Here is a 23,086-nt window from a genome sequence, read left to right as displayed (position 1 = left end):
ATGTGGTCGGGTTTTTGCGGCGCGAGCTTAGCCGGCGCGCGGCCGCCAATGGTTTCAGCGGCAGAAACATTCGGCGCACAGGGACATTTTCGCGCCGCTCGTCGTATGCCATGCGTTCTATGGCCTGGCCCGGCGCTGCGCGGCACACTGAAAAGGTACCGCGTGCCGCGGGCCTGAAGGAGGCGACCACACCATGAGCAGCAACCGCTATCCCATCATCTACGTGCGCGGCTACGCCATGACCGAGGCCGAGCGCGACGACACCGCGGCCGATCCGTTCTGCGGATTCAACGTGGGCTCCACCGTCTACCGCGCCACCGTGAAGAAGGATGCGCCGGCGCAGAAGTTCGTCTTCGAATCGCCGGTGGTGCGCCTTTTGGCCGACTTCCAGTACCAGAGCGTCTACCAGAATGGCCTGGACATCCTCGACAACGACTGGAAGCCTTCGCCCGACGAAACCGGCAAGGACGTGGACGGCATTCCGGCCGCATCGATCGTCATCTACCGCTACTACGACAGCGGCTCGGAACTGCTGGGCGACGGCAAGTCGCGCGACGTGAAAATCTACGCGCAGGGTTTGAGCAAGCTGATTCTTCGCGTGCGCGACCTGGTGGCGCTGCGCGAGGGGCCCGCTTTCTCGGCGGCCGACTTCCGCTGCTACCTGGTGGCGCATTCGATGGGGGGCCTGGTGGTGCGGGCCTTCCTGCAGAACCCGGCGCTCGGCGATGCGGCGGCGCGCGCCTGCGTCGACAAGGTGTTCACCTACGCCACGCCGCACAACGGCATCGACATGGGCGGCATCAACGTGCCGGCCTGGCTCACGGCCAACGAGATGAATACCTTCAACCGCGAGCGGATGTCGGAGTTCATGGACGCGGCGCCGGTCGACGGCCGCATGGACTACCTGCCGGCCTCCGCGTTTCCGGCCGATCGCTTCTTCTGCATGGTGGGCTCCAACCGCGGCGACTACGAGGCCGCCAAGGGCCTCTCGCGCATGTTCGCGGGCCACGGCAGCGATGGGCTGGTGCGCATCGAGAACGCCTCGCTCTGGTCCATCGACGATGCGAAGCGCAGCAAGCCGGTGGCCACCGCCTACGCCTTTCGCTCGCACTCGGGCTACTTCGGCATCGTCAATTCCGAGGAGGCCTACCAGAACCTCGTGCGCTTCCTGTTCGGCGACGTGCGCGTCGATCTCTGGTTCGAGGTCGACGGCGTGACGCTGCCGCCGGACCTGCCCAAGGACGCCGACGTCGACGCGCTCTACCAGGTCGAACTGCTGGCCGCGCCGCGCGGCAAGCGCTGGTACCTGAGCCGGCGCGTGGCCGAGGAAGACTCGCCCGCCTGCCGCACGCACAAGGAGCTGACCGACCCCGAAAAGCCGGAGCGCCGCTCGATCTATCTCTCGACCGTGTTCCTTGCCAACAAGGCGCGCGTGAAGCAGGACCGGCCGACGCTGGCCTACGCGATGACGCTCGGCGTGCGCGTGCCCGACTACCAGGTGAACAAGAAGTTCTGGCTCGACGGCCACTACGAAGGCAGTTCGCTGTTCCGCGACACGCTGGTGATCGAGATCGCGCCGCCCCAGGCCGGCGACGCGGCGCAGAACTGGAACGTGAAGTACGGCTGGCAGACTGACACCGCGGGACAGGCCTCGCTGCCGATGAGCCCGAAGCAGCTGGCCGACGGCAAGCTGCAGTTCATCGTGCCGCTTTCGAGCCTGGGCGCGGCACCGGCGGCGCCCGGCATCAGCGGCAAGGTGCGGCTGGAGGTGAGCGCCTGGAATTGAAGAAGGCGCCGTCCGGCGGGCGCCGGCGTCATACTCGGGGCGGTCCAGGGTCCTGCCTTCTCCTCCCCCATGAAAACTGCCGTTCTCGTCATCGACATGCAGCGCGGCCTCTATGACGACCTGCCGCGTCCCCATGAGGCCGCCGAGGTCGCGCAGCGGGTCAATGACCTCACCGCGCGTGCCCGTGCCGCAGGCGTGCCGGTGGCTTTCATCCAGCACGAGAACGCCGTCGACCTCGAATTCGACTCCGAGCGCTGGCAGCTTTCGAGCGCGCTGGAGGTCGATTCCGGTGACACGAAGATCCGCAAGGCCACCCCCGACTCGTTCCTGCGCACGCCGCTGCAGGCATGGCTCGCGGGGCATGCGGTGCAGTGCGTGGTGATCTGCGGCTACTCGTCGGAGTTCTGCGTGGACACCACCGCGCGCCGAGCCGCCGCGCTGGGCTACGAGGTCGTGCTCGCGGCCGACGCGCACACCTCGCACGACAAGCCGCACGCCACCGGCGACTTCATCCGCGCGCACCACAACGCCACGCTGTCGGACATCACGAGCTTCGGCGTGCCGATCCGCGCGGTGCCCAGCGCGAAGATCGTCTTCTGACCGCTCAGTCCGCGCCGCGCCGCCACACGCGCGCCAGCGCGGCCAGCTTGCCCTTCAGGCTCAGCCGGTCGTTCGACAGCGCGTCGATGAAGTCCGACAGCCGCTGCGACTTCACCATCGTGTAGATCGTGAGCCAGGTCGTGAAGACGAACACCACGCCGAACCAGATCGCCTTGCGCCACAGCGGCGCGTCGGCCTCGGCCAGCAGGTTCATGCCGAGGAAGCCCGTGGTCACCGTGCCGATCAGGCCGAACAGCGTGACCACCGTGAGCCGCACCACGGTGCTGGCCTGCCGGCGCAGGCTGTCGGCGTCCAGGTAGGTGTTCATGTCGGCGATGCGTGCCTTGACCTCGTCGTAGAGCGGGTCGAGCCCGAGGTGCGCGGTGCACATGTGGGACAGCGCCCGCACCTGGGCCTGCTCCGAGATCTCGTGGAACCAGTAGCGGTGCGTGAAGCGCAGGAAGCGCTCGAAGCTCGAGCGGATCGCGCGCTTGAACTGCTTCACGCTCGGCGTGCTGTGGATGTCGAGCCGCTTGAGCGCCTCGACCAGCTGGTCCGAGAACATCAGCAGCGCCGCCTTCTGGAAGTGCGCAATCAGGAACAGCAGGAAGTGCTGGTGGCGGAACTGCGCGAGCACGCCGCGGTCGCGGCAGCAGAAGAATTCCGAGCGTGCATCGCCCACCACGATGAGCGCATGGCCGTTGCACAGGTAGCGCGTGTTGGGCGCGGCGCCCGCATCGACCCAGAAGCGGTCGTAGCAGTAGCGGTGCTCGAAGTCGGCCAGGTGCTGCTCCGCGTAGGGCAGGTGGGCATGCTGCGCCGCATCGGCTTCGGCCGCGCCGGTGACGAGCCCGAGCCGGATGAAGTCGTTGCGCGTGAGGCGCTTGGGATCGTCGAGTGAAAGGTAGGCCATCACCGGCATGCGGTAGTACTCGATCTGGCGGTAGCGCAGCACGCCGGGGTCTTCGGAATGGTCGCTCACCAGCGGCTGCATCAGGTAGGCCCAGTGGGCCGAGATGCGCGGCGCGCGGTGCTGGGCCACGTGCGAGAGAAAGGCTTCGCGCTGCTGCGCATCCGACCGCGCGAGCACGCTGCCGTCGGCGGCCAGCCATTCGACGCTGGCCATGCAGTGCAGCGCACCGCCCTCGGCGTTCCAGCCCGCGGGATAGGCGCGGCCGAAGCGGTAGAGCAGGTCCTGCGCCTGGGCGAGGCTCAGGTGGTCGGCGCCGACCTCGAGGTTGAGCAGCACCACGTCGATGTCGAAGAAGAAATACAGGTCGCAATGCACTACGTCGAGCGTGATCGGCGCGTTGCCGGCCTCTGCGACCACGCGCACGGCCGCAATGTCGCGGCGGCGGAAGACGCGCATCGGCGAATCGCCGTCGCTGCCGGTATCCGCGCCGTCCCTGTTCTTCGAGCGGCCCTCGCCGTAGAGAAAGCGCTGCACGTACGGCAGGAAGCTCACGAATTCGTTGTAGTGCCGCTCGTGGAAGCGGCTGCTGTCGCCGGTGTATTCGTCGATCTCCTCGCGCCAGGGAGAAGCATCGCCCATCTCGCGCAGCACGTGCCAGGGGCCGTGGTGCGTGGGCTTGGCATCGGGGGCCGGCACCAGCCGCAGGGGCCAGAGCAGGGCCTGCCTGAAATGCTGCACGGCAGGGGGTGCAAGTGCCCGTGCACGCTCGGTGGCCTCGGATGTATTCAGCATCGCGCGAGTGTAGGCAGAAGGGCCGTCGAAAGACCGACCTAGGGAAATCCCTGCCTTGGCCTGAAACCGGTTTCATATAAGCTGCAAGCATTGCTTTCGAGGCATGCGCACGGCCACGCCGTGCTCGCCCCACCCATGAACTACCAGTTTCAATTCGACGCCGTCTTCGCTGCCTGGCCGCTGCTGCTCAAGGGCACCTGGATCACGATCCAGCTCTCGCTCGTGGCCACGCTGCTGGGCCTGGTGGTCGCGATCTTCTGTGCCTGGGGCAAGACCTCGGGGCCGGGCTGGCTGCGCTTTTTCATCAACGCCTACATCGAGGTGATCCGCAACACGCCGTTCCTGGTGCAGCTGTTCTTTTTCTTCTTCGCGCTGCCGGCCATCGGGCTGCGCTGGTCGCCGCAGACGGCCGCGCTGGTGGCCATGGTGGTGAACCTTGGCGCCTACGCGACGGAAATCATCCGCGCGGGCATCGAGTCGATTCCCAAGGGGCAGATCGAGGCGGGCAGGGCGCTCAACCTCAAGCCCTGGGAGATCTTCCGCTTCGTGATCATCAAGCCGGCGCTCAAGGCCATCTACCCGGCGCTCACGAGCCAGTTCATTCTGCTGATGCTGAGCTCGGCCGTGGTGTCGGTCATCTCGGCCGACGACCTGACCTCGGTGGCCGCCAACCTGCAGTCGCAGACCTTCCGCAGCTTCGAGATCTACATCGTGGTGGCCGCCATCTATCTTGCGCTGGCGCTGGCCTTCTCGGCGATGTTCAAGCTGATCTACAAGCGCACGCTCAACTACCCGGACCGCCGGTAGCAGGCCCCAGAGCGGAGCAGGAAAAAACCATGCGTACCTTCGGCTTTCCCGAATTCCTTTTCATCCTCGAAGCGGCCAAGTGGACATTGGCGCTGTCGGCCATCGCCTTCGTGGGCGGCGCAATCCTGGGGCTCGCCATCGCGCTCATGCGCACGTCGGAATCGGCGTGGGCACGCGGCGTGTCGACCACCTTCATCCAGATCTTCCAGGGCACGCCGCTGCTGCTGCAGCTGTTCCTGGTGTTCTTCGGCGCGCCGGTGCTGGGGCTGGACATCAACCCCTGGGTGGCGGCCGGCGTCGCGCTCATCCTCAACAGCGCCGCCTTCCTCGGCGAGATCTGGCGCGGCTGCATCGAGGCCATTCCGCGCGGCCAGTGGGAGGCGGCGCAGGCGCTCAACCTCAAGTACGCGGCGCGCATGCGTGACGTGGTGCTGCCGCAGGCGCTGAAGATCGCGCTCGCGCCCACGGTGGGCTACGTGGTGCAGATCATCAAGGGCACGTCGCTCGCCGCGATCATCGGCTTCGTCGAGGTCACGCGCGCCGGGCAGATCGTCAACAACGCCACCTTCCAGCCGCTGGTCGTGTTCTCGGTGGTGGCCGCCATCTACTTCGCGATCTGCTGGCCGCTGTCGCTGCTCGCCGCCCGCATGGAGCGCAAGCGCGCGCGGGCGCTGGCCCGCTGATTCCTTTTCCTTTCTCGTCGATTCCTTCTTTATCCAGGAGACACATTCCCATGACCCGTACCACCACCCGCCGCGCAACGCTGGCATCCCTCGCATCCCTGGGATTGGGCGCCGCGCTCACCGTGTTCGCACCCTTCGCCTCGGCACAGGCCGTGGCCGACATCAAGAAGAAGGGCGAGATCACCATCGGCATGCTGGTCGACTTTCCGCCCTACGGCACCACCAATGCGCAGAACCAGCCCGACGGCTACGACGCCGACGTGGCCAGGCTGCTGGCCAAGGACTGGGGCGTCAAGGCCAACATCGTGCCGGTAACCGGCCCGAACCGCATTCCCTTCCTCTTGACCAACAAGGTCGATGTGCTGGTCGCTTCGCTGGCCATCACACCCGAGCGCGCCAAGCAGGTGCAGTTCTCGCAGCCCTACGCGGCCGCGACCATCGTGCTGTACGGCGCCACCAAGACCCCCATCAAGGCAGCCGGCGACCTGAAGGGCCTGCGCGTGGGCGTGGCCCGTGCCTCCACGCAAGACGTGGCCGTGACCAAGGCCGCGCCCGAAGGCACCGAGATCCGCCGCTTCGACGACGATGCCTCGGCCATGCAGGCGCTGATCTCGGGCCAGGTCGATGCGATCGGCTGTTCGGTCACCGTGGCGGCGCAGATCGCCAAGCGCGTGCCCGCCGGCACCTACGAGAACAAGTTCACGCTGGTGCAGCAGTCGATGGGCATCGCGATGCGTCCGGGCCAGGAAGAGCTGGCCAAGGCCGTGAACGAATTCGTCGCAAAGAACACCGCCAACGGCGAGCTCAACAAGCTCTACCAGAAGTGGCTGCAGGCCGACCTGCCCAAGATGCAGTGAGCTTCGAAGGCTGAAGAAGAAGGAATCCTGGCATGACGACGGAATCGATCATCCGCATGGAAGCGGTCAACAAGTGGTACGGTGAATTCCAGGTGTTGACCGGCATCGACCTGTCGGTGCGCCAGGGCGAGCGCATCGTGATCTGCGGGCCTTCGGGCTCGGGCAAATCGACGCTCATCCGCTGCATCAACCGGCTCGAGACGGTGCAGAAGGGCCGCATCGTGGTCGATGGCATCGAGCTCACGGCCGGCGGCAAGAACGTGGACGCGGTGCGCGCCGAAGTGGGCATGGTGTTCCAGCAGTTCAACCTGTTTCCGCACCTCACCATCCTGGAGAACTGCACGCTCGCGCCGATGCGCTCGCGCGGCATGACAAAGGCGCAGGCCGAAGAGGTGGCCATGAAGTACCTCACGCGCGTGCGCATTCCAGAGCAGGCCGGCAAGTACCCCAGCCAGCTCTCGGGCGGCCAGCAGCAGCGCGTGGCGATCGCGCGGGCGCTGTGCATGGCGCCCAAGATCATGCTGTTCGACGAGCCCACCTCGGCGCTCGACCCCGAGATGGTCAAGGAAGTGCTCGACACCATGATCGGCCTGGCCGAAGACGGCATGACCATGCTGTGCGTGACGCACGAGATGGGCTTTGCCCGCAGCGTGGCCGACCGCGTGATCTTCATGGCCGACGGCAAGATCGTCGAGCAGGCGCCGCCGCAGGAGTTCTTCGGCAATCCGAAGGACGAGCGCACGCGCCAGTTCCTCGGCCAGATCCTGAGTTCCCACCAGGCCCACTGATGTCCTTCCAGGTACTTGTTTCTCTGTCGTCCTTCGGTGCGGCCGAGGTGGGCAGGCATGGGCAGCTCTGGTGCGCGCAGATGGCGCTGGAGGCCGGTGCCGATTCGGTCGAGGTGCGCGGCGAGCTGCTGCGCAATGCCGAGGCGGAGCTGCCTTCGCTGGCGGGCCTGGCCTCGGTGTATTCGAGTCCCGAGGGGCTCTGGGCCGAAGGCGGCTGGCTCGACAGCGCCGCGCTGGCACGCGGCATCGCGGCCGCAACCAGGCTCGGCGCCCGGCGGCTCAAGATGTCGATCGGCGACTTTCGTGCGTCTTCGCACGGCTCGCTCTGGGGGCTGAAGGTGCAGCTTTCGGAAACCCGCGTCGAACTGCTGATCGAGAACGACCAGACCGTGCGCGCCGGCACGCTGCCCGCGCTGCAGGCCTTCTTCGATGCGGCCGACCGCGCTGGCGTCGAGCTCGGCATGACCTTCGACATGGGCAACTGGCACTGGCTCGGCGAATGCCCGCTGCAGGCTGCACAGGCGCTGGGCCGCCGCGTGCGCTACGTGCACTGCAAGGGCGCGCAGCGGCTGCCGCACAAGTGGGTGGCGGTGCCGTTGGCCGACTCGGCCGCGCCGTGGCGCGCGGTGCTGCGCGCGCTGCCTGCCGATGTGCCGCACGCCATCGAATATCCTCTGGCCGGCGACGACCTGCCGGCCGTCGTGCGCGCGCAGGTCGACTTCATCCGCGCCGCGCGGGCCTAGGGAGAAACACATGACAGAACCCGCTGCTTTCGACGTTGCCCTGTTCGGCGAAGCCATGCTGCTGCTCGTGGCCGACCGGCCCGGCCCGCTGGAGGACGCGCAGGCGTTCCACAAGCGCACGGCCGGCGCCGAGACCAACGTGGCCATCGGCCTTTCGCGCCTGGGGCTCAAGGTGGGCTGGGCCAGCCGCCTGGGCACCGACTCGATGGGGCGCTACCTGATCGCGGCGATGAAGGGCGAGGGCATCGACTGCTCGCACGTCATCTGCGATCCGGCGCAGCGCACCGGCTTCCAGTTCAAGGGCCGCGTCACCGATGGCAGCGATCCGCCGGTCGAATACCACCGCAAGGGCTCGGCCGCGAGCCAGATGGGGCCGGCCGACGTCGATGAGGCCTGGCTGCGCTCGGCGCGCCACCTGCATGCCACGGGCGTGTTCGCGGCCATCTCCGAGACCAGCCTGCAGGCCGCGCTCAAGTCCATGGAAGTGATGCGCGCGGCCGGCCGCACGATCTCGTTCGACACCAACCTGCGCCCCACGCTGTGGCCGTCGACCGAGACCATGCGCCACTGGATCAACGAGCTGGCCTCGCGTGCCGACTGGGTGCTGCCGGGCATCGAGGAAGGCCTGCTGCTGACCGGCGAGAGCACGCCGGAAGGCGTTGCGCATTTCTACCGCCAGCGCGGCGCGAAGCTCGTGGTAGTCAAGCTCGGCGCCGCCGGTGCCTACTACGACAGCGACGTGGCCGGCATCGGCCGCGTCGATGGCTTTCCGGTGAAGGAAGTGATCGACACTGTGGGCGCGGGCGACGGCTTCGCGGCCGGCGTGGTGAGCGCATTGCTCGAAGGCAAGAGCGTGCCCGAGGCCGTGCGCCGCGGCGCATGGATCGGCGCGCGTGCGGTGCAGGTGCTGGGCGACACCGAAGGCTTGCCGACGCGCGCGCAACTCGAAGAAGCGGGACTCTGACCATGACGACGAAAAAGAACGTGCTGGTCTTCCGGCCCTTGCCTGAGGATCAGCTGGCGCGCTTGCAGGCCGCGCACCATGTGACCGTGGCCGATCCGCGCAAGGAGCCCGAGGCCTTTGCCGCCGCGCTGCGCAGCGCGCATGGACTGATCGGTGCGAGCCACACGGTCGATGCGGCGCTGCTCGACGCGGCGCCGCAGCTCCAGGTGATTTCGAGCGTGTCGGTCGGCGTCGACAACTATCCGCTCGCGGAACTGAACAGGCGCGGCATCGTGCTGTGCCACACGCCCGACGTGCTGACCGAGACCGTGGCCGACACGGTGTTCGCGATCCTGATGGCCACGCAGCGCCGCGTGGTCGAGCTCTCGAACCTCGTGCGCGAAGGCCGCTGGACGAAGAACATCGGCGAAGAACTCTTCGGCACCGACGTGCACGGCAAGACGCTCGGCATCCTCGGCTTCGGCCGCATCGGCCAGGCCGTGGCTCGGCGCGCCGCGCTCGGGTTCGGCATGCCGGTGCTCTATCACGCGCGCCGGCCGGTCGACCTGGCCGCGCAGGCGCCCGAGCTGCGGGGCCGCGCCACGCACACGCCGCTCGACGAGCTGCTCGCGCGTTCGGACATCGTGCTGGCAATGCTGCCGCTGACCGACGCGACGCGCGGCATGATCGACGCGGCCTTCTTCGCGCGCATGAAGCCCGGCGCGTCCTTCATCAACGGCGGCCGCGGCGCCACGGTGAACGAAGATGCACTGCTGCACGCGCTGGACCACGGCACGCTGCGCGCGGCCGGCCTCGACGTGTTCGCGAAGGAGCCGCTGCCCGCCGATTCGCCATTGCGCACGCATCCGCGCGTGACGCCACTGCCGCACATCGGATCGGCCACGCACGAGACGCGGCACGCCATGGCGGAACTCGCGACGACCAACCTGCTGCAGGTGCTGGCGGGCGAGAAGCCGACTGCGCCGTACGACACGGCGGCGGCATGAGGCCCTCGAGGATTTTCTCCCTCCCCTCCCGGGGGAGGGCAGGGGTGGGGGCAAGCGGCGGAGGGGAAGGAGCGAAGACATGAATCCGAGCGGCCGCGCCACCATCGCCGACGTCGCCCAGGCGGCGGGCGTTTCCAAGGCCACGGTCTCGCGCTTTCTCAACCACCGCGAGCGCCTGCTGAGCCGCGACATCGCGGCGCGCGTGGAGGCGGCCATCGCCAAGCTGGCCTACACCCCCAGCCCGATGGCGCAGGCGCTGAGCCACGGGCGCTCGCGCCTCATCGGCCTGATCGTGGCCGACATCACCAACCCCTATTCGGTGGCCGTGCTGCGCGGCGCCGAGAAGGCATGCCAGGACGCCGGCTACCTGGTGATGCTGTTCAACCTGGGCAACGAGAGCGAACGCGAGCGCGAGGCCATCGATGCGCTTGCGGGCTACCAGGTCGACGGCTTCATCCTCAACACCCTGGGCCGCGGCAGCAACGTGGTCGACGCGGTCACGCTGCACGGCAAGCCCGCGGTGCTGGTGGACCGCCGCCACACCGGCATGCACACCGACTTCGTCTCGCTCGACAACCATTCGGCCATGCGGGACACCTGCGGCCACCTGGTCGAGGGCGGCTACCGCGAACTGCTCTATGTGACGGAGCCGCAGAAGGGCGTGAGCTCGCGGCGCGAGCGCACGGCCGCCTTCGGTGCCTGCGTGGCCGCGCACGAGCCGCGCGTGGCGGGCGAGGTGTTCGAAAGCGTCGAGGGCGACAGCGATGCGCTCGACGAGGCATTGCGTGCCCTTCGCCAGCGCGCCAAACGGGGGCGCCGCCCGGCCGTGGTCGCCGGCAACGCGGTGGTCACGCTGCGCATCGCGCAGTCGATGGCGCGGCTGGGCTGGCAGTTCGGGCAGGACCTGGGCTTTGTGGGCTTCGACGATCCCGAATGGGCCTCGCTGATCGGCCCCGGCCTGAGCACCGTGGCGCAGCCGACCGACGCCATCGGCCGCACGGCCGCCACCTGCCTGATCGAGCGGCTGCGGGGGCTGGATGCCGCGCCGCGCCAGCTTTTTCTGCCCGGAGAACTTGTGGTGCGGGGCTCGTCGCAGCCGGCCTAGGCGCCGCGTACGCGCCGGCCGCTCAGGCGACTTCGGCGATCAGCTCGATCTCGACGCAGGCGCCCATCGGCACCTGTGCCACGCCGAACGCGCTGCGCGCATGCGCGCCCTTCTCGGGGCCGAACACTTCGGCGAAGAACTCGCTCGCGCCGTTGGTCACGAGGTGCTGTTCGGTGAACGTGCCCACGGAGTTGACCAGGCTCATGACCTTGACGATGCGCGTGACCTTGTTCAGGTCGCCCACGGCCGCATGCAGCGTGCCGAGCAGGTCGATGGCGATGGCGCGCGCGGCCTGCTTGCCTTCTTCGGTGCCGATGTCTGCGCCGAGCTGGCCGGCCCAGACCTTGCCGTCTTTCCTGGCGATGTGGCCCGAGAGGAAAACGAGGTTGCCGGTGCGCACGAAGGGCACGTAGGCCGCGGCGGGGGCGGCGACCGGGGGCAGGGTGATGCCGAGGCTGGAAAGCTTGTCGTAAACGCTCATTGAAGATCCTTTTCAGTGGGTTGCAATTGAATCTGTGATTGTGACTGCGCCGCCTCTTCGGCCTGCGCGCGCAACTCTTCGATAGGCCGCACCGTCACCCCCACCTTGAGCGTGTGGCGCGCGCCGCCGTGCAGCACGCCGCGCATCGGCGAGACGTCGGAGTAGTCGCGGCCGATCGCGAGTGCGACATAGTCTTCGCCGGGCTGGCGCCCGTTGGTGGGGTCGAAGTCGGCCCAGCCGCCAGTGCTTTCAGGACCGTCGCCCGCGCCCGGCAGGTAGACCGACACCCAGGCGTGCGAGGCGTCGGCGCCCACCAGCCGTGGCTGGCCCGGCGGCGGCTGCGTGAGAAGGTAGCCGCTCACGTAGCGTGCCGGCAGGCCCATGACGCGGAAGCAGGCGATCATGATGTGGGCGAAGTCCTGGCACACGCCCTTGCGCTGCGCCAGCGCCTCGGCGGCGGGTGTGTTGATCTCGGTGCTGTCGGCGTCGTAGGCGAAGTCGCGGTACATGCGCTCGGTGAGGTCCATGGCCACGTCAAAGGTCGGTCGCTCGGGCGCGAAGCTCGCGCGCGCATAGGCCGCGAAGTCGTCGTGGCGCGGCACGTAGGGCGACGGAAACACGAACTCCGAGGCCGGGTCGAAGGTGGCGTCCTTGCGGTAGCGGAAGCGCTCGCGCACGGCTTCCCAGGGCAGCTCGCGCGCAATGCCGGGCGCGAGCTGCGGCGCTCCGGTTTCCACCACGCTTTCGGCCGTGACGACGAGGCTGTCGTGCGTGGCCTCGAGCGCGAAGAAGGCGCGCGTGTTGCCGTAGACATCGGGCACTTCGCTGCGCTGCGCGGGCTGCGGCTCGATCGCGAGCTTGTGGCTCACGAGCCGCTGCGAGCCGGTGGCCAGCGGCTTCAGGTGCGCCAGGTGCTGCGCGGTCTCGACCGCGGGCGAATATTCGTAGCGGGTTTCGTGCGTGACGTGAAGGAGCATGGGGGTCCTGTGGAGCTGCAATGCAAAGCGGCGCCGGGCCGTCCTGCCTCAGGCGCCGACCGAGCGCAGCGATTCGGAGGTCAGCGTGAAGTAGCGCGTGCCGACGGCGTCGGAGACATGGTAGGCCGCAGTCTCGCAATTGGCCAGAAGCTCGACCAGCGCCGGGTAGTTGGCCTCGGCGCCGGCCGCGCAGAGATGCTCGAGCGTCCAGGCGGCGGGATCGGGCAGCTCGTACGACAGCGCGGTGAGCTTGCCGGGCGCGCTGCCGGCCAGGCGCGCAATGCGCCCGCGCAGCGTCTGCGTGACCCACGCCAGCGAGCGCGGGTTCTCGGCATCGAGCACCAGCAGGTCGACCAGCGTGGCCACGTCGCGCCGCTGCTGGTAGCGGGCGTGGAAGGTGATGGTGCTGTCGAACAGCGCCACCATCGCTTCGAAGCCGCTCACCTCGTGCACGGCGCCGTTCTCGAAACCGGCCTCCAGCGCGCTCGAAAGAAAGCCCAGCCGCTCGATGTGGCGGCCGATCGACAGCAGGCGCCAGGCGTCGTCGCGCGTCATGCGGTCGGTCTGCGCGCCGGTCATGGCGGCGAGCGCGGTGCTGGCGGATTCGAGCGCGCGCAGCGCGGCGCCGGTGGCGAAGCTGCCTTCGCCGGCCTGCTCGGCCGCGCGCCGCAAAAAGTCGGCCTCGGCACGCACGATCTGGTTCCAGGTGTCCTGCGAGAGCCGTTCGCGCACGGCGGCGGCGGCCTGCCGGATGCAGCGCAGGCTGAAGCCCACGCTGCCGCCGCGCTCCACGTCGCCGAGCTCTGCGATCAGCGCGCGTTCGAACACGCGGCGCGACTGCGGCGCGCTCGGCGCCTCGGCCGGCACCAGCGCATTGCGCAGCGCCATGCGGTGCAGCCAGTCGAGCAGCGGGCGCGACGACTGGTCTTCGCTGCCCAGCAGGTTGAGCGTGAGGCGCGCGAGGCGCACGGCGTTCTCGGCGCGCTCGGTGTAGCGGCCGAGCCAGAACATGTTCTCGGCCGCGCGGCTGGTCACGGGCGCGCGATGCCGCGCGAGCGAGGCCGGCGTGGCATGCGGCTGCAGCAGCGTGGTGCGGTCGACTTCGCCGTGCGTCTGCACCCACACGTCGGCGCTGCTGCCGCCGCGCTGCATGGAGGCGATCTGCGCATCGCGGCCCGCCAGCCGCGCCAACCCGCCCGGCAGCACGCGCCAGGACTGCGGCCCGTCGCTCACCGCGAAAACGCGCAGCAGCATCGCGCGCGGCGCGATGTGGCCGGGGCCCATGTCGTTGGCCCAGGTGGGCATCTGCGACAGCGGCAGGTAGCTCTGGACCGTGTGAGCCTCGCCCTCGCGCACGATGCGGCCGGCCCATTCGTCGAGCTGGCGCCGGCTCAGCTGGCTGCCGAGCACAGCGTCGAAGCTGGTCTGCCCGTCCGACCCGGGATAGGTGGGCTTGATGGCGCAGTCGCCCAGCTGCGGCAGTACCGCCTCGAGCGCGGCGCGCTCGCCGCACCACCAGGTCGGCAGGGCCGGCAGCTTGAGCTTTTCGCCGATGAGGCGGCGCGCGAGCCCGGGCAGGAAGCCCAGCAGCGCGGGCGATTCGAGGAAGGCCGAGCCCGGCATGTTGGCCACCAGCACATTGCCGGCGCGAATTGCCTGCAGCAGGCCCGGCACGCCCAGCGTGGAATCGGGGCGCAGCTCGAGCGGGTCGAGGAACTGGTCGTCCAGCCGCTTGATGAGGCCATGCACCGGCCGCAGCCCCTGCAGGGTCTTGAGGTAGAGGCGCTGGTCGCGCACCGTGAGGTCGCTGCCCTCGACCAGCGTCAGGCCCAGGTAGCGCGCGAGGTACGCATGCTCGAAGTAGGTCTCGTTGTAGGGGCCGGGCGTCAGCAGCGCGATGTGCGGCGGCGCGCCGGCCGGGCACATGCCCTGCAGGCCGTCCATCATGGCGCTGTAGGTGGCGGCCAGGCGCTGCACCTGCAGGGCCTCGAAGGCCTGCGGGAACTGGCGCGTGATGGCCAGGCGGTTCTCGAGCAGGTAGCCCAGGCCCGAGGGTGCCTGGGTGCGCTGCGACACCACCCACCAGTTGCCGTCGGGCCCGCGGGCGAGGTCGAAGGCCGCGATGTGCAGCCAGGTGTCGCCCGGCGGCTTCACGCCGTGCAGGGCGCGCAGGTAGCCGGGGTGGCCGCACACCAGCGCCGCCGGCAGCAGGCCTTCGGCCAGCAGCTGCTGCGGGCCGTAGACATCGGCCATGACGCGGTCGAGCACGCGCACGCGCTGCAGCACGCCGGTCTCGATCTGGGCCCAGCTCTCGGGCGAGACGATCAGCGGGAACAGGTCGAGCGACCAGGGGCGCTGCGGCCCGTCGGCGTCGGCATAGACGTTGTAGGTGACGCCGTTGTCCCGGATCTGCCGCTCGAGGCTGACCGCGCGCCTTGGCAGGTCGTTGAATCCGCCCGGGCCGAGCTGCTCGAAGAAGGCGTTCCAGGCAGGCGTGAGGGGCGGGGTGTCACCGGGGGCGGTCTGAAGGACCTGGGTCTGCGTTTGGGTTTGTGTCTGGGATTGGGCCTGCGACGGACCCGGCGGCTGCGCCGCGGCGTCGTAGAGCGTGGGCGGCATCGGCGCCAATGGCGCTGCCCCCGCGGCCGGCCGCGCCGGCACCGCGGGCGTGGCCTGCCCGCGCAGTTCATCGAAGTGGCCGGGCAGGGCGGCCGGCGCGAGCGCCGACGCCAGGGCGGCTGGAAATTCCAGCGCCTGGGCGTCGAACAGGGATTCGTTCAGGGGTTCCACAGGAGGTGGATTGTCACATTGCCGTCACCGGCCGGATGGCGGGCGATGTGCTGAATGTCCTCTTGCGGGCTTTTCAAACCCCTCTCAGCGCCGCAAATCGAGCGTGAACGGGAATTCGCGGCTGCCCGCGAGCTCGATGGTGGCCGGCGGCGTGCGCATCAGCCCCGGCGTGTGGCCCATGCGCGTGAAGCGCGACATGCGCCGGCTTTCCGCCTCGTAGGCATTGACCGGGAAGGTGTCGTAGTTGCGCCCGCCCGGGTGGGCCACGAAGTACTGGCAGCCGCCCAGCGAGCGCTTCATCCAGGTGTCGACGATGTCGAAGGTCAGCGGCGCATGGGCGCCGATGCTCGGATGCAGGGCCGACGGCGGGTTCCAGGCCTTGTAGCGCACGCCCGCCACGAATTCGCCGACGGTGCCCGTGGGCTGCAGCGGCAGCACCTTGCCGTTGACGGTTATGACGTGGCGGCTTTCGTTCAGGCCGGTCACGCGCACCTCGATGCGCTCGAGCGACGAATCGACGTAGCGCACCGTGCCGCCGGCCGAGCCTTCCTCGCCCATCACGTGCCAGGGCTCGAGCGCATTGCGCAGCGACAGCTCCACGCCCATGGCCTGCACCTGGCCCACCAGCGGAAAGCGGAACTCCAGGTGCGGCGCGAACCAGTCGGCATCGAAGGCGAAGCCGGCCTGGCGCATCTCGCTGATGACGTCGTCGAAATCCATCTTGACGAAGGTCGGCAGCAGGAAGCGGTCGTGCAGCTCGGTGCCCCAGCGGGTGACGGGCGCCTTGTACGGCTCGTCCCAGAAGCGCGCGACCAGCGCGCGAATGAGCAGCTGCTGCGCAATGCTCATGCGCGCATGCGGCGGCATCTCGAAGGCGCGCAGCTCCAGCAGGCCGAGGCGGCCGGTGCTCGAGTCGGGCGAGTAGAGCTTGTCGATGCAGAACTCGCTGCGGTGGGTGTTGCCCGACACGTCGATCAGGATGTTGCGCAGCGTGCGGTCCACCAGCCAGGCCGGCATGTTCTGGCCGTGGATCTCGCGGTTCCTCGCGATTTCCTTCAGCGCGATCTCGAGCTCGTAGACCTGGTCGTTGCGCGCCTCGTCCACGCGCGGCGCCTGGCTGGTCGGGCCGATGAACATGCCCGAGAACAGGTAGCTCAGCGAGGGGTGGTTGTGCCAGTAGAGCAGCAGGCTCGCGAGCAGCTCGGGCCGGCGCAGGAACGGGCTGTCGGCCGGCGTGGCGCCGCCCATCACGAAGTGGTTGCCGCCGCCGGTGCCGGTGTGGCGTCCGTCGGTCATGAACTTCTCGGCCGAGAGGCGGGTCTCGAACGCGGCGTTGTAGAGGAACTCGGTGTGGGCGACCAGTTCCTTCCAGTTGTGGGCCGGATGGATGTTGACTTCGATCACGCCCGGGTCGGGGGTGACGGCCAGCATCTTCAGGCGCGGATCGCGCGGCGGCGGATAGCCTTCCATCACGATGCGCATGCCGAGCTGCCGGGCTGTGGCTTCGACGGCCGCGACCAAGTCGAGATAGTCCTCCAGGCGCGCGAGCGGCGGCATGAAGACGTAGAGCACGCCCGAGGCGCTGCCTTTCTTCTCGGCCGCGGGGCCGTTGGCGCGGCGCGGGTCGCGCACTTCGACGCACAGCGCGGTGCGCGTGACCCAGTGGGCGGATTCGCCGCGCACCGGTTGTCGCGTGGGCGGCGTTGTGGAGGAGCGGTTGGCTGCTGCGTGGGCTGCGGCGGCATCGCCGCTCGCGGCTGTGCCTGCTGCGGCCGTCTCGCCCGGCGCCTGCATGCGCAGGGCCGCAGGCACCACCGGCGGCGCGCCGAAGGCATAGGGCACCGCGCCCAGGTCGGCGCCCGCTGCGCCGCCGGCAGGCACGGCATAGCGCGCGCGGTAGTCGGCCGAGCTCGGCAGCGCGCCACGCGGCGCGGTCGGGTCGCGCTCGACAAGGTAAGGGTAGTCGCCCTTGCTGGCCCAGGGCTGCGAATCGAGCGGCAGGCGATAGCCCATCGGCGAATCGCCCGGGATCAGGTAGAGCCGGTCGTCGCGCAGGAACCAGGGGCCGGTCTTCCAGCCCGGGCCTTCGAGTGCGGGCGCGTCGGCATTGGCATTGGCGGGTTCGAGCGGCAGCATGTAGCCGATGACCGCGTCGAGCTTCTGCGTGAACACGCGGCGCAGGCGAACGCGCTCGAGCTCGTCGTCGAGCTTCGATTCGAAGGGGTCGACGTTCACCGGCAGTCGGCGTTCGCGCCAGAGGTAGTAATAGACGTCTTCGTAGCCGGGCTGGATGTAGCGCTCGGTGATGCCGAGCTTGTGCGCCAGCACGGTGGTGAAGCGGCGCGCGTCTTCGCTCGTGTAGTGCGTGGGCACGCGCTCGTCGGCAAAGAGTTCGGGGTCGTGCCAGAGTGTCTGGCCGTCGGCGCGCCAGAAGATCGACAGCGCCCAGCGCGGCAATTGCTCGCCCGGATACCACTTGCCCTGGCCGAAGTGCAGGAAGCCGCCCTGGCCGTATTCGGCGCGCAGCTTGTGCACGAGCTCGGTGGCATAGCCGCGCTTGGTGGGGCCAAGCGCATCGGTGTTCCATTCGGGCGCGTCGCGGTCGCTGGTGGCCACGTAGGTGGGCTCGCCGCCCATCGTGAGGCGCACGTCGCCGGCTTTCAGCCGCGCATCGACCGCGTCGCCGAGCGCGAGCACCTCGGCCCACTGCTCCTCGGTGTAGGGCTTGGTCACGCGCGGCGATTCGTAGATGCGCGTGACCTTCATCTCATGGCCGAAGTCGACCTCGGCTTCGTCCACCGCGCCTTCGATGGGCGCGGCGCTCGAAGGCGTGGGCGTGCAGGCGAGCGGGATGTGGCCTTCGCCGGCCAGCAGGCCCGAGGTGGCGTCCAGCCCGATCCAGCCCGCCCCCGGAAGGAACACTTCGCACCAGGCATGCAGGTCGGTGAAGTCGACCGTGGTGCCGCTCGGGCCGTCGAGCGCCTTCACGTCGGGCGTGAGCTGGATCAGGTAGCCCGAGACGAAGCGCGCGGCCAGGCCGCAATGGCGCAGCAGCTGCACCAGCAGCCAGCCCGAATCGCGGCAGGAGCCGCTGCCGCTGGTGAGCGTTTCTTCCGGCGTCTGCACGCCGGGCTCCATGCGGATCAGGTAGTTGACGTCCTTTTGCACCTGCTGGTTGAGGCCGACCAGGAAGTCGATGGTGCGCTGCTCCTTGCGCTCGATCTTGCCGAGGTAGGCCGACAGCAGCGGCGTGGGTTCTTCGGTGACGAGGTAGGGCGCGAGTTCCTCGGCCTGCGAGGCGGTGTACTTGAACGGGAAGTTCTCGGCCTGCGGCTCGAGGAAGAAGTCGAAGGGGTTGTAGACCGCCATCTCGACGACGAGGTCGACCGTGACCTTGAACTCGCGCGTCTTCTCCGGAAACACGAGCCGCGCCTGGTAGTTGGCGAACGGGTCCTGCATCCAGTTGACGAAGTGCTCGGCCGGCTCGACCTGCAGCGAATACGAGATGACGTTGCTGCGGCAGTGCGGCGCGGGACGCAAGCGCACGACCTGCGGGCCCAACTGCACCGGGCGGTCGTATTTGTAGTGGGTGACGTGGTGGAGTGCGGCGTGAATGGACATGCGTTTTGTGTGCAGTACTGCGAGATTGCATCGAAAAGATGTCTCTTGTGAGACGCATACTAGCCCAGAAGCAAAGCAATTAACGCGCCACTGAGCGTGAGTACAGGGAGGGTTTGCATCATGAGTTCTGGAGTCTGCCGGTGAGGCCGGCACGCGCGTCCGGCGGCGCCGCAGCGTCGTCGTGGGCCTTTGCCGCGCTGGGCGGATCGCTGCTCGGCACGGCCTTGCAGTTGCACCAGCCGAGGCTGTGGAGCGCGGGTGCCTATGCGGCGCTGCTCTTCGCAGGCCTGGCCGGCCTGGCGGCACTGTCGCGCCGATGGCGCCGGCCGCTTCGCGCGTGGCGCATGCCGGCAGGGCTTGCGATGGCCCTTGCGCTGGCCTGCGGAGCGCTTGCCGCCGGCGGGCTCGCGGGCTGGCGCGCGGCGGCCTATGCAGGGGGCGCACTCGACCCGGTGCTCGAAGGCCGCGACCTGCAGGTGGTTGGCGTGATCGCGCAGATGCCCCAGCGCAACGAGGGTGGTACGCGCTTTCGGCTCGATGTGGAGTCGGCGCGCTGGGCTGACGGGCGCGCCGGGGCTGCGCCGCGCGTTCCGGCGCGCATCGCGCTCGGCTGGTACCGCGAAGACAGCGCTCTCTGGGGACGTGCGACCGAAGGCCGTGCCGCAGCCGGCGATGCAGCCACGCTGCATGCGGGCGAGCGCTGGCGCCTCACGGTGCGGCTGAAGGCGCCGCACGGCAATCTCAATCCGCATGGTTTCGACAACGAACTGTGGCTCTGGGAGCAGGGCGTGCATGCCAGCGGCTATGTGCGAACAGGGGCCCGCGATGCCGCACCCGCACGCCTGCAGTCCACATGGCTGCATCCCATCGAGCGTGCACGGGAGGCGGTGCGCGATGCGGTGTTCGAGCGCGTGGCCGACACCCGGCAGGCGGGCGTCATCGCCGCACTCGTCACCGGCGATCAGGGGGCCATCGACCGCAGCGACTGGGACGTTTTTCGCGCCACCGGCGTGGCCCACCTGATGTCGATCTCGGGGCTGCACATCACCATGTTCGCCTGGCTTGCCGCCCATGCGGTGGGCGCGCTGTGGCGCCGCAGCGGGCGGCTGATGCTGCGCGTTCCCGCGCCGCAGGCCGCGCTGGCCGGCGGCGTGCTGCTGGCCGGGCTCTATGCGCTTTTCAGCGGCTGGGGCGTGCCCTCGCAGCGCACGGTGTGGATGCTCGCGACCGCGGCGCTGCTGCGGTTCACGGGGCGGCGCTGGCCATGGCCCCATGTCTGGCTGCTGATCGCGGCGGTGGTGGTGGCCGTCGACCCGTGGGCGCTGATGCAGGCCGGCTTCTGGCTCAGCTTCGTGGCGGTCGGCATTCTGTTCGCGACGGGCTTCATGCGGTCGGCCGAGGAGGCGGCGGGCAGATCGGCCCGGCTGCTGGCGTTCTTCCGCGAGCAATGGGTGATCACGCTGGCGCTGACGCCATTGAGCCTGCTGCTTTTCCAGCAGGTGTCGGTGGTGGGCCTGCTGGCCAACGCGGTGGCGATCCCCTGGGTCACGCTGGTGGTCACGCCGCTGGCGATGCTGGGGGCTGTGGCGGCGCCGCTCTGGGAGCTTGCCGCTTGGGCCGTGCAGGTGCTGGCCCTGCTGCTGCGGTGGCTGGCCGCACTGCCGTATGCCACGTTCTCGATGGCGGCGCCGCCCGTGTGGATGGCGGCCTGCGGCGTGGCGGGCGGCGTCCTGCTCGCGATGCGGCTGCCGTGGTCGCTGCGCACGCTGGGCCTGCCGCTCCTGCTGCCGGTGCTGCTCTGGCACGCGCCCCGGCCGGCCGCGGGGCAGTTCGAGCTGCTGGCCGCGGACATCGGGCAGGGCAACGCAGTTCTTGTGCGCACCGCAACGCACAGCCTGCTGTACGACGCCGGCCCGCGCTACAGCCTCGAGAGCGACGCCGGCCATCGCGTGCTCGTGCCCCTGCTGCGCGCCTTCGACGAGCGGCTGGACACGCTGGTGCTGAGCCACCGCGACAGCGACCACACCGGCGGCGCGGCCGCGGTGCTCTCGATGCAGCCGCAGGCGGAGCTGTTGAGCTCGATCGAAGCCGCGCACCCGCTGCAGTCGGTGCGTCCGGCCCGGCGCTGCGAGGCGGGGCAGCGCTGGACCTGGGACGGCGTGGATTTCGAAGTTCTCCACCCCGCACCGGCCGACTATCTTTCCTTCACCAAGCCCAACGCGATTTCTTGCGGGCTGCGCATCGCCAACGGCCGCGCCACGGTGCTGCTGGCCGGCGACATCGAGCGCCTGCAGGAGGCCGCGCTGGTTTCGCGCACGGCCGACCTGCGTGCCGACGTGCTGCTGGCGCCGCACCATGGCAGCAAGACCTCGTCGAGCGTGCTGTTCCTCGAAGCGGTGCGCCCGCGCATCGCGCTGGTCCAGGCGGGTTACCGCAACCGTTTCGGCCACCCGGCCCCGGAGGTGGCCGAACGCTATGCCGCGCATGGCGTGAAGCTGGTCGAGAGCGTGCCCTGCGGCGCCGCGCTGTGGCGCAGCCGGGAGCCGGCCGAAGTCGGCTGCGAACGGGAGCGCAATGCCCGCTATTGGCACCACCGCCTGCCGTGAAAGCGGGCGGCGGCGCGGCGTTCCGCCTCAACATAGGGCTTTCACTGGCCTCGAACTTGCTAAGCTATGGCTCAAGGAGATTGGTCGTTCCATGCACAAATTCGATGAGATGTATGAGCAGTTGCCCTATGCGGGGGCTGCAATCCGGCAGCATTACAAGCGCTACGACCAATGGCTCGCGAAGCAACCCGGCGAGGTGATGCGATCGCGGCGCGAAGAGGCGGAAATGATCTTCCGCCGGGTCGGCATCACCTTTGCGGTGTACGGCGCCAAGGACGAGGACGGTTCCGGCACCGAGCGGCTCATACCGTTCGACCTGCTGCCGCGCATCATTCCCGCCCACGAGTGGGAGAGCATGGAAAAGGGGCTGGTGCAGCGCGTCACGGCGCTCAACCGCTTCCTGCATGACGTCTACCACGACCAGGAAATCATCAAGGCCGGCATCATTCCGGCCGAGCAGATCCTGAACAACGCGCAGTTCCGCCCCGAGATGATGGGCGTCAACGTGCCGCACAACGTCTACTCCAACATCTCGGGCATCGACATCGTGCGCGCCCCCGATGCCCAGGGCAACGGCGAGTACTACGTGCTCGAAGACAACCTGCGCGTGCCCAGCGGCGTGAGCTACATGCTCGAGAACCGCAAGATGATGATGCGGCTCTTTCCCGAGCTGTTCAACCAGAACCGCATCGCGCCCGTGGCGCACTACCCCGACCTGCTGCTTGAAACGCTGCGTGCCAGCGCGCCGGCTGCCACGGCCGAGCCCACGGTGGTGGTACTCACGCCCGGCATGTACAACAGCGCCTACTTCGAGCATGCCTTCCTTGCCCAGCAGATGGGCGTGGAACTGGTCGAGGGACAGGACCTGTTCGTGAAGGACAACTTCGTCTACATGCGCACCACGCGCGGGCCGCGGCGCGTCGACGTGATCTACCGCCGCGTCGACGACGACTTCCTCGACCCCGAGGTGTTCCGCCCCACGTCCACGCTCGGTTGCGCGGGCCTGATGCGCGCCTACCGCGACGGCAACGTCGTCATCTGCAATGCGGTGGGCACCGGCGTGGCCGACGACAAGTCGATCTACCCTTACGTGCCCAAGATGGTCGAGTTCTACCTCGGCGAAAAGCCGATCCTGAAGAACGTGCCCACCTACATGTGCCGCAACAAGGACGAGCTGCAGTACACGCTCGACAACATGAAGGACCTGGTCGTCAAGGAGGTGCACGGCGCCGGCGGCTACGGCATGCTGATCGGCCCGGCCGCCACGCAGGCCGAGATCGAGGACTTCAAGAAGGCCGTGATCGCCAAGCCAGACGGCTACATCGCGCAGCCCACGCTGAGCCTGTCGACCTCGCCGACCTTCGTCGATGCCGGCATCGCGCCGCGCCACATCGACCTGCGTCCCTTCGTGCTTTCGGGCAGCGAGGTGCAGATGGTGCCCGGCGGCCTCACGCGCGTGGCGCTCAAGGAGGGCTCGCTGGTGGTCAATTCGTCGCAGGGCGGCGGCACCAAGGACACCTGGATTCTCGAAGCCGACCGCACGCCCAGGCCCAAGGCGGCCACGCAGTCGCAAAGCCAATCGTAGGA

Annotated in this window: 17 protein-coding genes; 12 read left to right on the top strand and 5 right to left on the bottom strand. The window is 68.9% G+C overall.

Annotated features, from left to right (window positions below; translation table 11 throughout):
- Positions 1-193 precede the first annotated feature (193 nt).
- Entirely contained in the window at positions 194-1,786 is a 1,593-nt protein-coding gene (locus tag EJO66_RS27360) for an esterase/lipase family protein (RefSeq protein ID WP_125966659.1), read from the top strand.
- A gap of 69 nt (positions 1,787-1,855) precedes the next feature.
- Positions 1,856-2,386 (top strand): cysteine hydrolase family protein, encoded by a 531-nt coding sequence (locus tag EJO66_RS27355; RefSeq protein ID WP_124961090.1) that lies wholly within the window; start codon positions 1,856-1,858, stop codon positions 2,384-2,386.
- A gap of 4 nt (positions 2,387-2,390) precedes the next feature.
- Here the strand turns inward: EJO66_RS27355 and EJO66_RS27350 are convergent, their stop codons facing one another.
- Complete coding sequence (locus tag EJO66_RS27350) at positions 2,391-4,091, bottom strand: hypothetical protein (protein WP_125966658.1); 1,701 nt, start codon at positions 4,089-4,091, stop codon at positions 2,391-2,393.
- A gap of 135 nt (positions 4,092-4,226) precedes the next feature.
- Between EJO66_RS27350 and EJO66_RS27345 the strand changes: the two genes are divergently transcribed.
- The 8 genes from EJO66_RS27345 (at position 4,227) to EJO66_RS27310 (ending at position 11,024) form a co-directional block, all read left to right on the top strand.
- Complete coding sequence (locus EJO66_RS27345; protein WP_124961131.1) at positions 4,227-4,898, top strand: amino acid ABC transporter permease; 672 nt, start codon at positions 4,227-4,229, stop codon at positions 4,896-4,898.
- Between the two features lie 29 nt (positions 4,899-4,927).
- A complete protein-coding gene (locus EJO66_RS27340) occupies positions 4,928-5,581 on the top strand; it encodes an amino acid ABC transporter permease (RefSeq protein ID WP_124961092.1) in 654 nt (217 codons plus the stop codon).
- Positions 5,582-5,631: 50 nt separating this feature from the next.
- On the top strand, positions 5,632-6,438 hold the full coding sequence (locus tag EJO66_RS27335; RefSeq protein WP_124961093.1) for a transporter substrate-binding domain-containing protein: 807 nt from the start codon (positions 5,632-5,634) through the stop codon (positions 6,436-6,438).
- A 32-nt stretch (positions 6,439-6,470) separates the two neighbouring features.
- Positions 6,471-7,226: an amino acid ABC transporter ATP-binding protein gene (locus tag EJO66_RS27330; RefSeq protein ID WP_124961094.1), complete on the top strand. Its 756-nt coding sequence runs from the start codon at positions 6,471-6,473 to the stop codon at positions 7,224-7,226.
- Entirely contained in the window at positions 7,226-7,969 is a 744-nt protein-coding gene (locus EJO66_RS27325; RefSeq protein WP_124961095.1) for a sugar phosphate isomerase/epimerase family protein, read from the top strand. Before EJO66_RS27330 ends, EJO66_RS27325 begins: the two co-directional genes overlap by 1 nt.
- Positions 7,970-7,979: 10 nt before the next feature.
- Positions 7,980-8,933 carry a sugar kinase gene (locus EJO66_RS27320; protein WP_124961096.1) on the top strand — a complete coding sequence of 318 codons (954 nt, stop codon included), beginning with the start codon at positions 7,980-7,982 and terminating at the stop codon, positions 8,931-8,933.
- A 2-nt stretch (positions 8,934-8,935) separates the two neighbouring features.
- Positions 8,936-9,919 (top strand): 2-hydroxyacid dehydrogenase, encoded by a 984-nt coding sequence (locus EJO66_RS27315; RefSeq protein WP_124961097.1) that lies wholly within the window; start codon positions 8,936-8,938, stop codon positions 9,917-9,919.
- Between the two features lie 79 nt (positions 9,920-9,998).
- Entirely contained in the window at positions 9,999-11,024 is a 1,026-nt protein-coding gene (locus EJO66_RS27310; RefSeq protein WP_124961098.1) for a LacI family DNA-binding transcriptional regulator, read from the top strand.
- Positions 11,025-11,046: 22 nt separating this feature from the next.
- Here EJO66_RS27310 and EJO66_RS27305 read toward each other — a convergent pair whose 3' ends face one another.
- From EJO66_RS27305 to EJO66_RS27290, 4 genes are all read right to left on the bottom strand, one after another.
- Entirely contained in the window at positions 11,047-11,505 is a 459-nt protein-coding gene (locus EJO66_RS27305) for a RidA family protein (protein ID WP_124961099.1), read from the bottom strand.
- A complete protein-coding gene (locus EJO66_RS27300; protein WP_124961100.1) occupies positions 11,502-12,482 on the bottom strand; it encodes a transglutaminase family protein in 981 nt (326 codons plus the stop codon). The genes EJO66_RS27305 and EJO66_RS27300 overlap by 4 nt, the downstream gene beginning before the upstream one ends.
- 48 nt (positions 12,483-12,530) lie before the next feature.
- Positions 12,531-15,272, bottom strand: coding sequence for a circularly permuted type 2 ATP-grasp protein (locus EJO66_RS27295; RefSeq protein WP_124961101.1), 2,742 nt, complete (start codon positions 15,270-15,272; stop codon positions 12,531-12,533).
- 84 nt (positions 15,273-15,356) lie between these two features.
- Positions 15,357-18,893 (bottom strand): transglutaminase family protein, encoded by a 3,537-nt coding sequence (locus tag EJO66_RS27290; protein WP_124961102.1) that lies wholly within the window; start codon positions 18,891-18,893, stop codon positions 15,357-15,359.
- A 140-nt stretch (positions 18,894-19,033) separates the two neighbouring features.
- Between EJO66_RS27290 and EJO66_RS27285 the strand changes: the two genes are divergently transcribed.
- Positions 19,034-21,499, top strand: coding sequence for a DNA internalization-related competence protein ComEC/Rec2 (locus EJO66_RS27285; protein WP_164547923.1), 2,466 nt, complete (start codon positions 19,034-19,036; stop codon positions 21,497-21,499).
- Positions 21,500-21,590: 91 nt separating this feature from the next.
- A complete protein-coding gene (locus EJO66_RS27280; RefSeq protein ID WP_124961103.1) occupies positions 21,591-23,084 on the top strand; it encodes a circularly permuted type 2 ATP-grasp protein in 1,494 nt (497 codons plus the stop codon).
- Positions 23,085-23,086 lie beyond the last annotated feature (2 nt).

The sequence above is a fragment of the Variovorax beijingensis genome (assembly GCF_003951285.1).
In the GTDB taxonomy this organism is placed as follows: domain Bacteria; phylum Pseudomonadota; class Gammaproteobacteria; order Burkholderiales; family Burkholderiaceae_C; genus Variovorax; species Variovorax beijingensis.
Note: the sequence above shows the minus strand (reverse complement) of the source record. Positions and strands in the feature narration are given on the sequence as shown.

Coding starts and splice junctions, on each gene's coding strand:
- EJO66_RS27360 (WP_125966659.1), top strand. CDS start 194: ATGAGCAGCAACCGCTATCCCATCATCTACGTGCGCGGCTACGCCATG.
- EJO66_RS27355 (WP_124961090.1), top strand. CDS start 1,856: ATGAAAACTGCCGTTCTCGTCATCGACATGCAGCGCGGCCTCTATGAC.
- EJO66_RS27350 (WP_125966658.1), bottom strand. CDS start 4,091: ATGCTGAATACATCCGAGGCCACCGAGCGTGCACGGGCACTTGCACCC.
- EJO66_RS27345 (WP_124961131.1), top strand. CDS start 4,227: ATGAACTACCAGTTTCAATTCGACGCCGTCTTCGCTGCCTGGCCGCTG.
- EJO66_RS27340 (WP_124961092.1), top strand. CDS start 4,928: ATGCGTACCTTCGGCTTTCCCGAATTCCTTTTCATCCTCGAAGCGGCC.
- EJO66_RS27335 (WP_124961093.1), top strand. CDS start 5,632: ATGACCCGTACCACCACCCGCCGCGCAACGCTGGCATCCCTCGCATCC.
- EJO66_RS27330 (WP_124961094.1), top strand. CDS start 6,471: ATGACGACGGAATCGATCATCCGCATGGAAGCGGTCAACAAGTGGTAC.
- EJO66_RS27325 (WP_124961095.1), top strand. CDS start 7,226: ATGTCCTTCCAGGTACTTGTTTCTCTGTCGTCCTTCGGTGCGGCCGAG.
- EJO66_RS27320 (WP_124961096.1), top strand. CDS start 7,980: ATGACAGAACCCGCTGCTTTCGACGTTGCCCTGTTCGGCGAAGCCATG.
- EJO66_RS27315 (WP_124961097.1), top strand. CDS start 8,936: ATGACGACGAAAAAGAACGTGCTGGTCTTCCGGCCCTTGCCTGAGGAT.
- EJO66_RS27310 (WP_124961098.1), top strand. CDS start 9,999: ATGAATCCGAGCGGCCGCGCCACCATCGCCGACGTCGCCCAGGCGGCG.
- EJO66_RS27305 (WP_124961099.1), bottom strand. CDS start 11,505: ATGAGCGTTTACGACAAGCTTTCCAGCCTCGGCATCACCCTGCCCCCG.
- EJO66_RS27300 (WP_124961100.1), bottom strand. CDS start 12,482: ATGCTCCTTCACGTCACGCACGAAACCCGCTACGAATATTCGCCCGCG.
- EJO66_RS27290 (WP_124961102.1), bottom strand. CDS start 18,893: ATGTCCATTCACGCCGCACTCCACCACGTCACCCACTACAAATACGAC.
- EJO66_RS27280 (WP_124961103.1), top strand. CDS start 21,591: ATGCACAAATTCGATGAGATGTATGAGCAGTTGCCCTATGCGGGGGCT.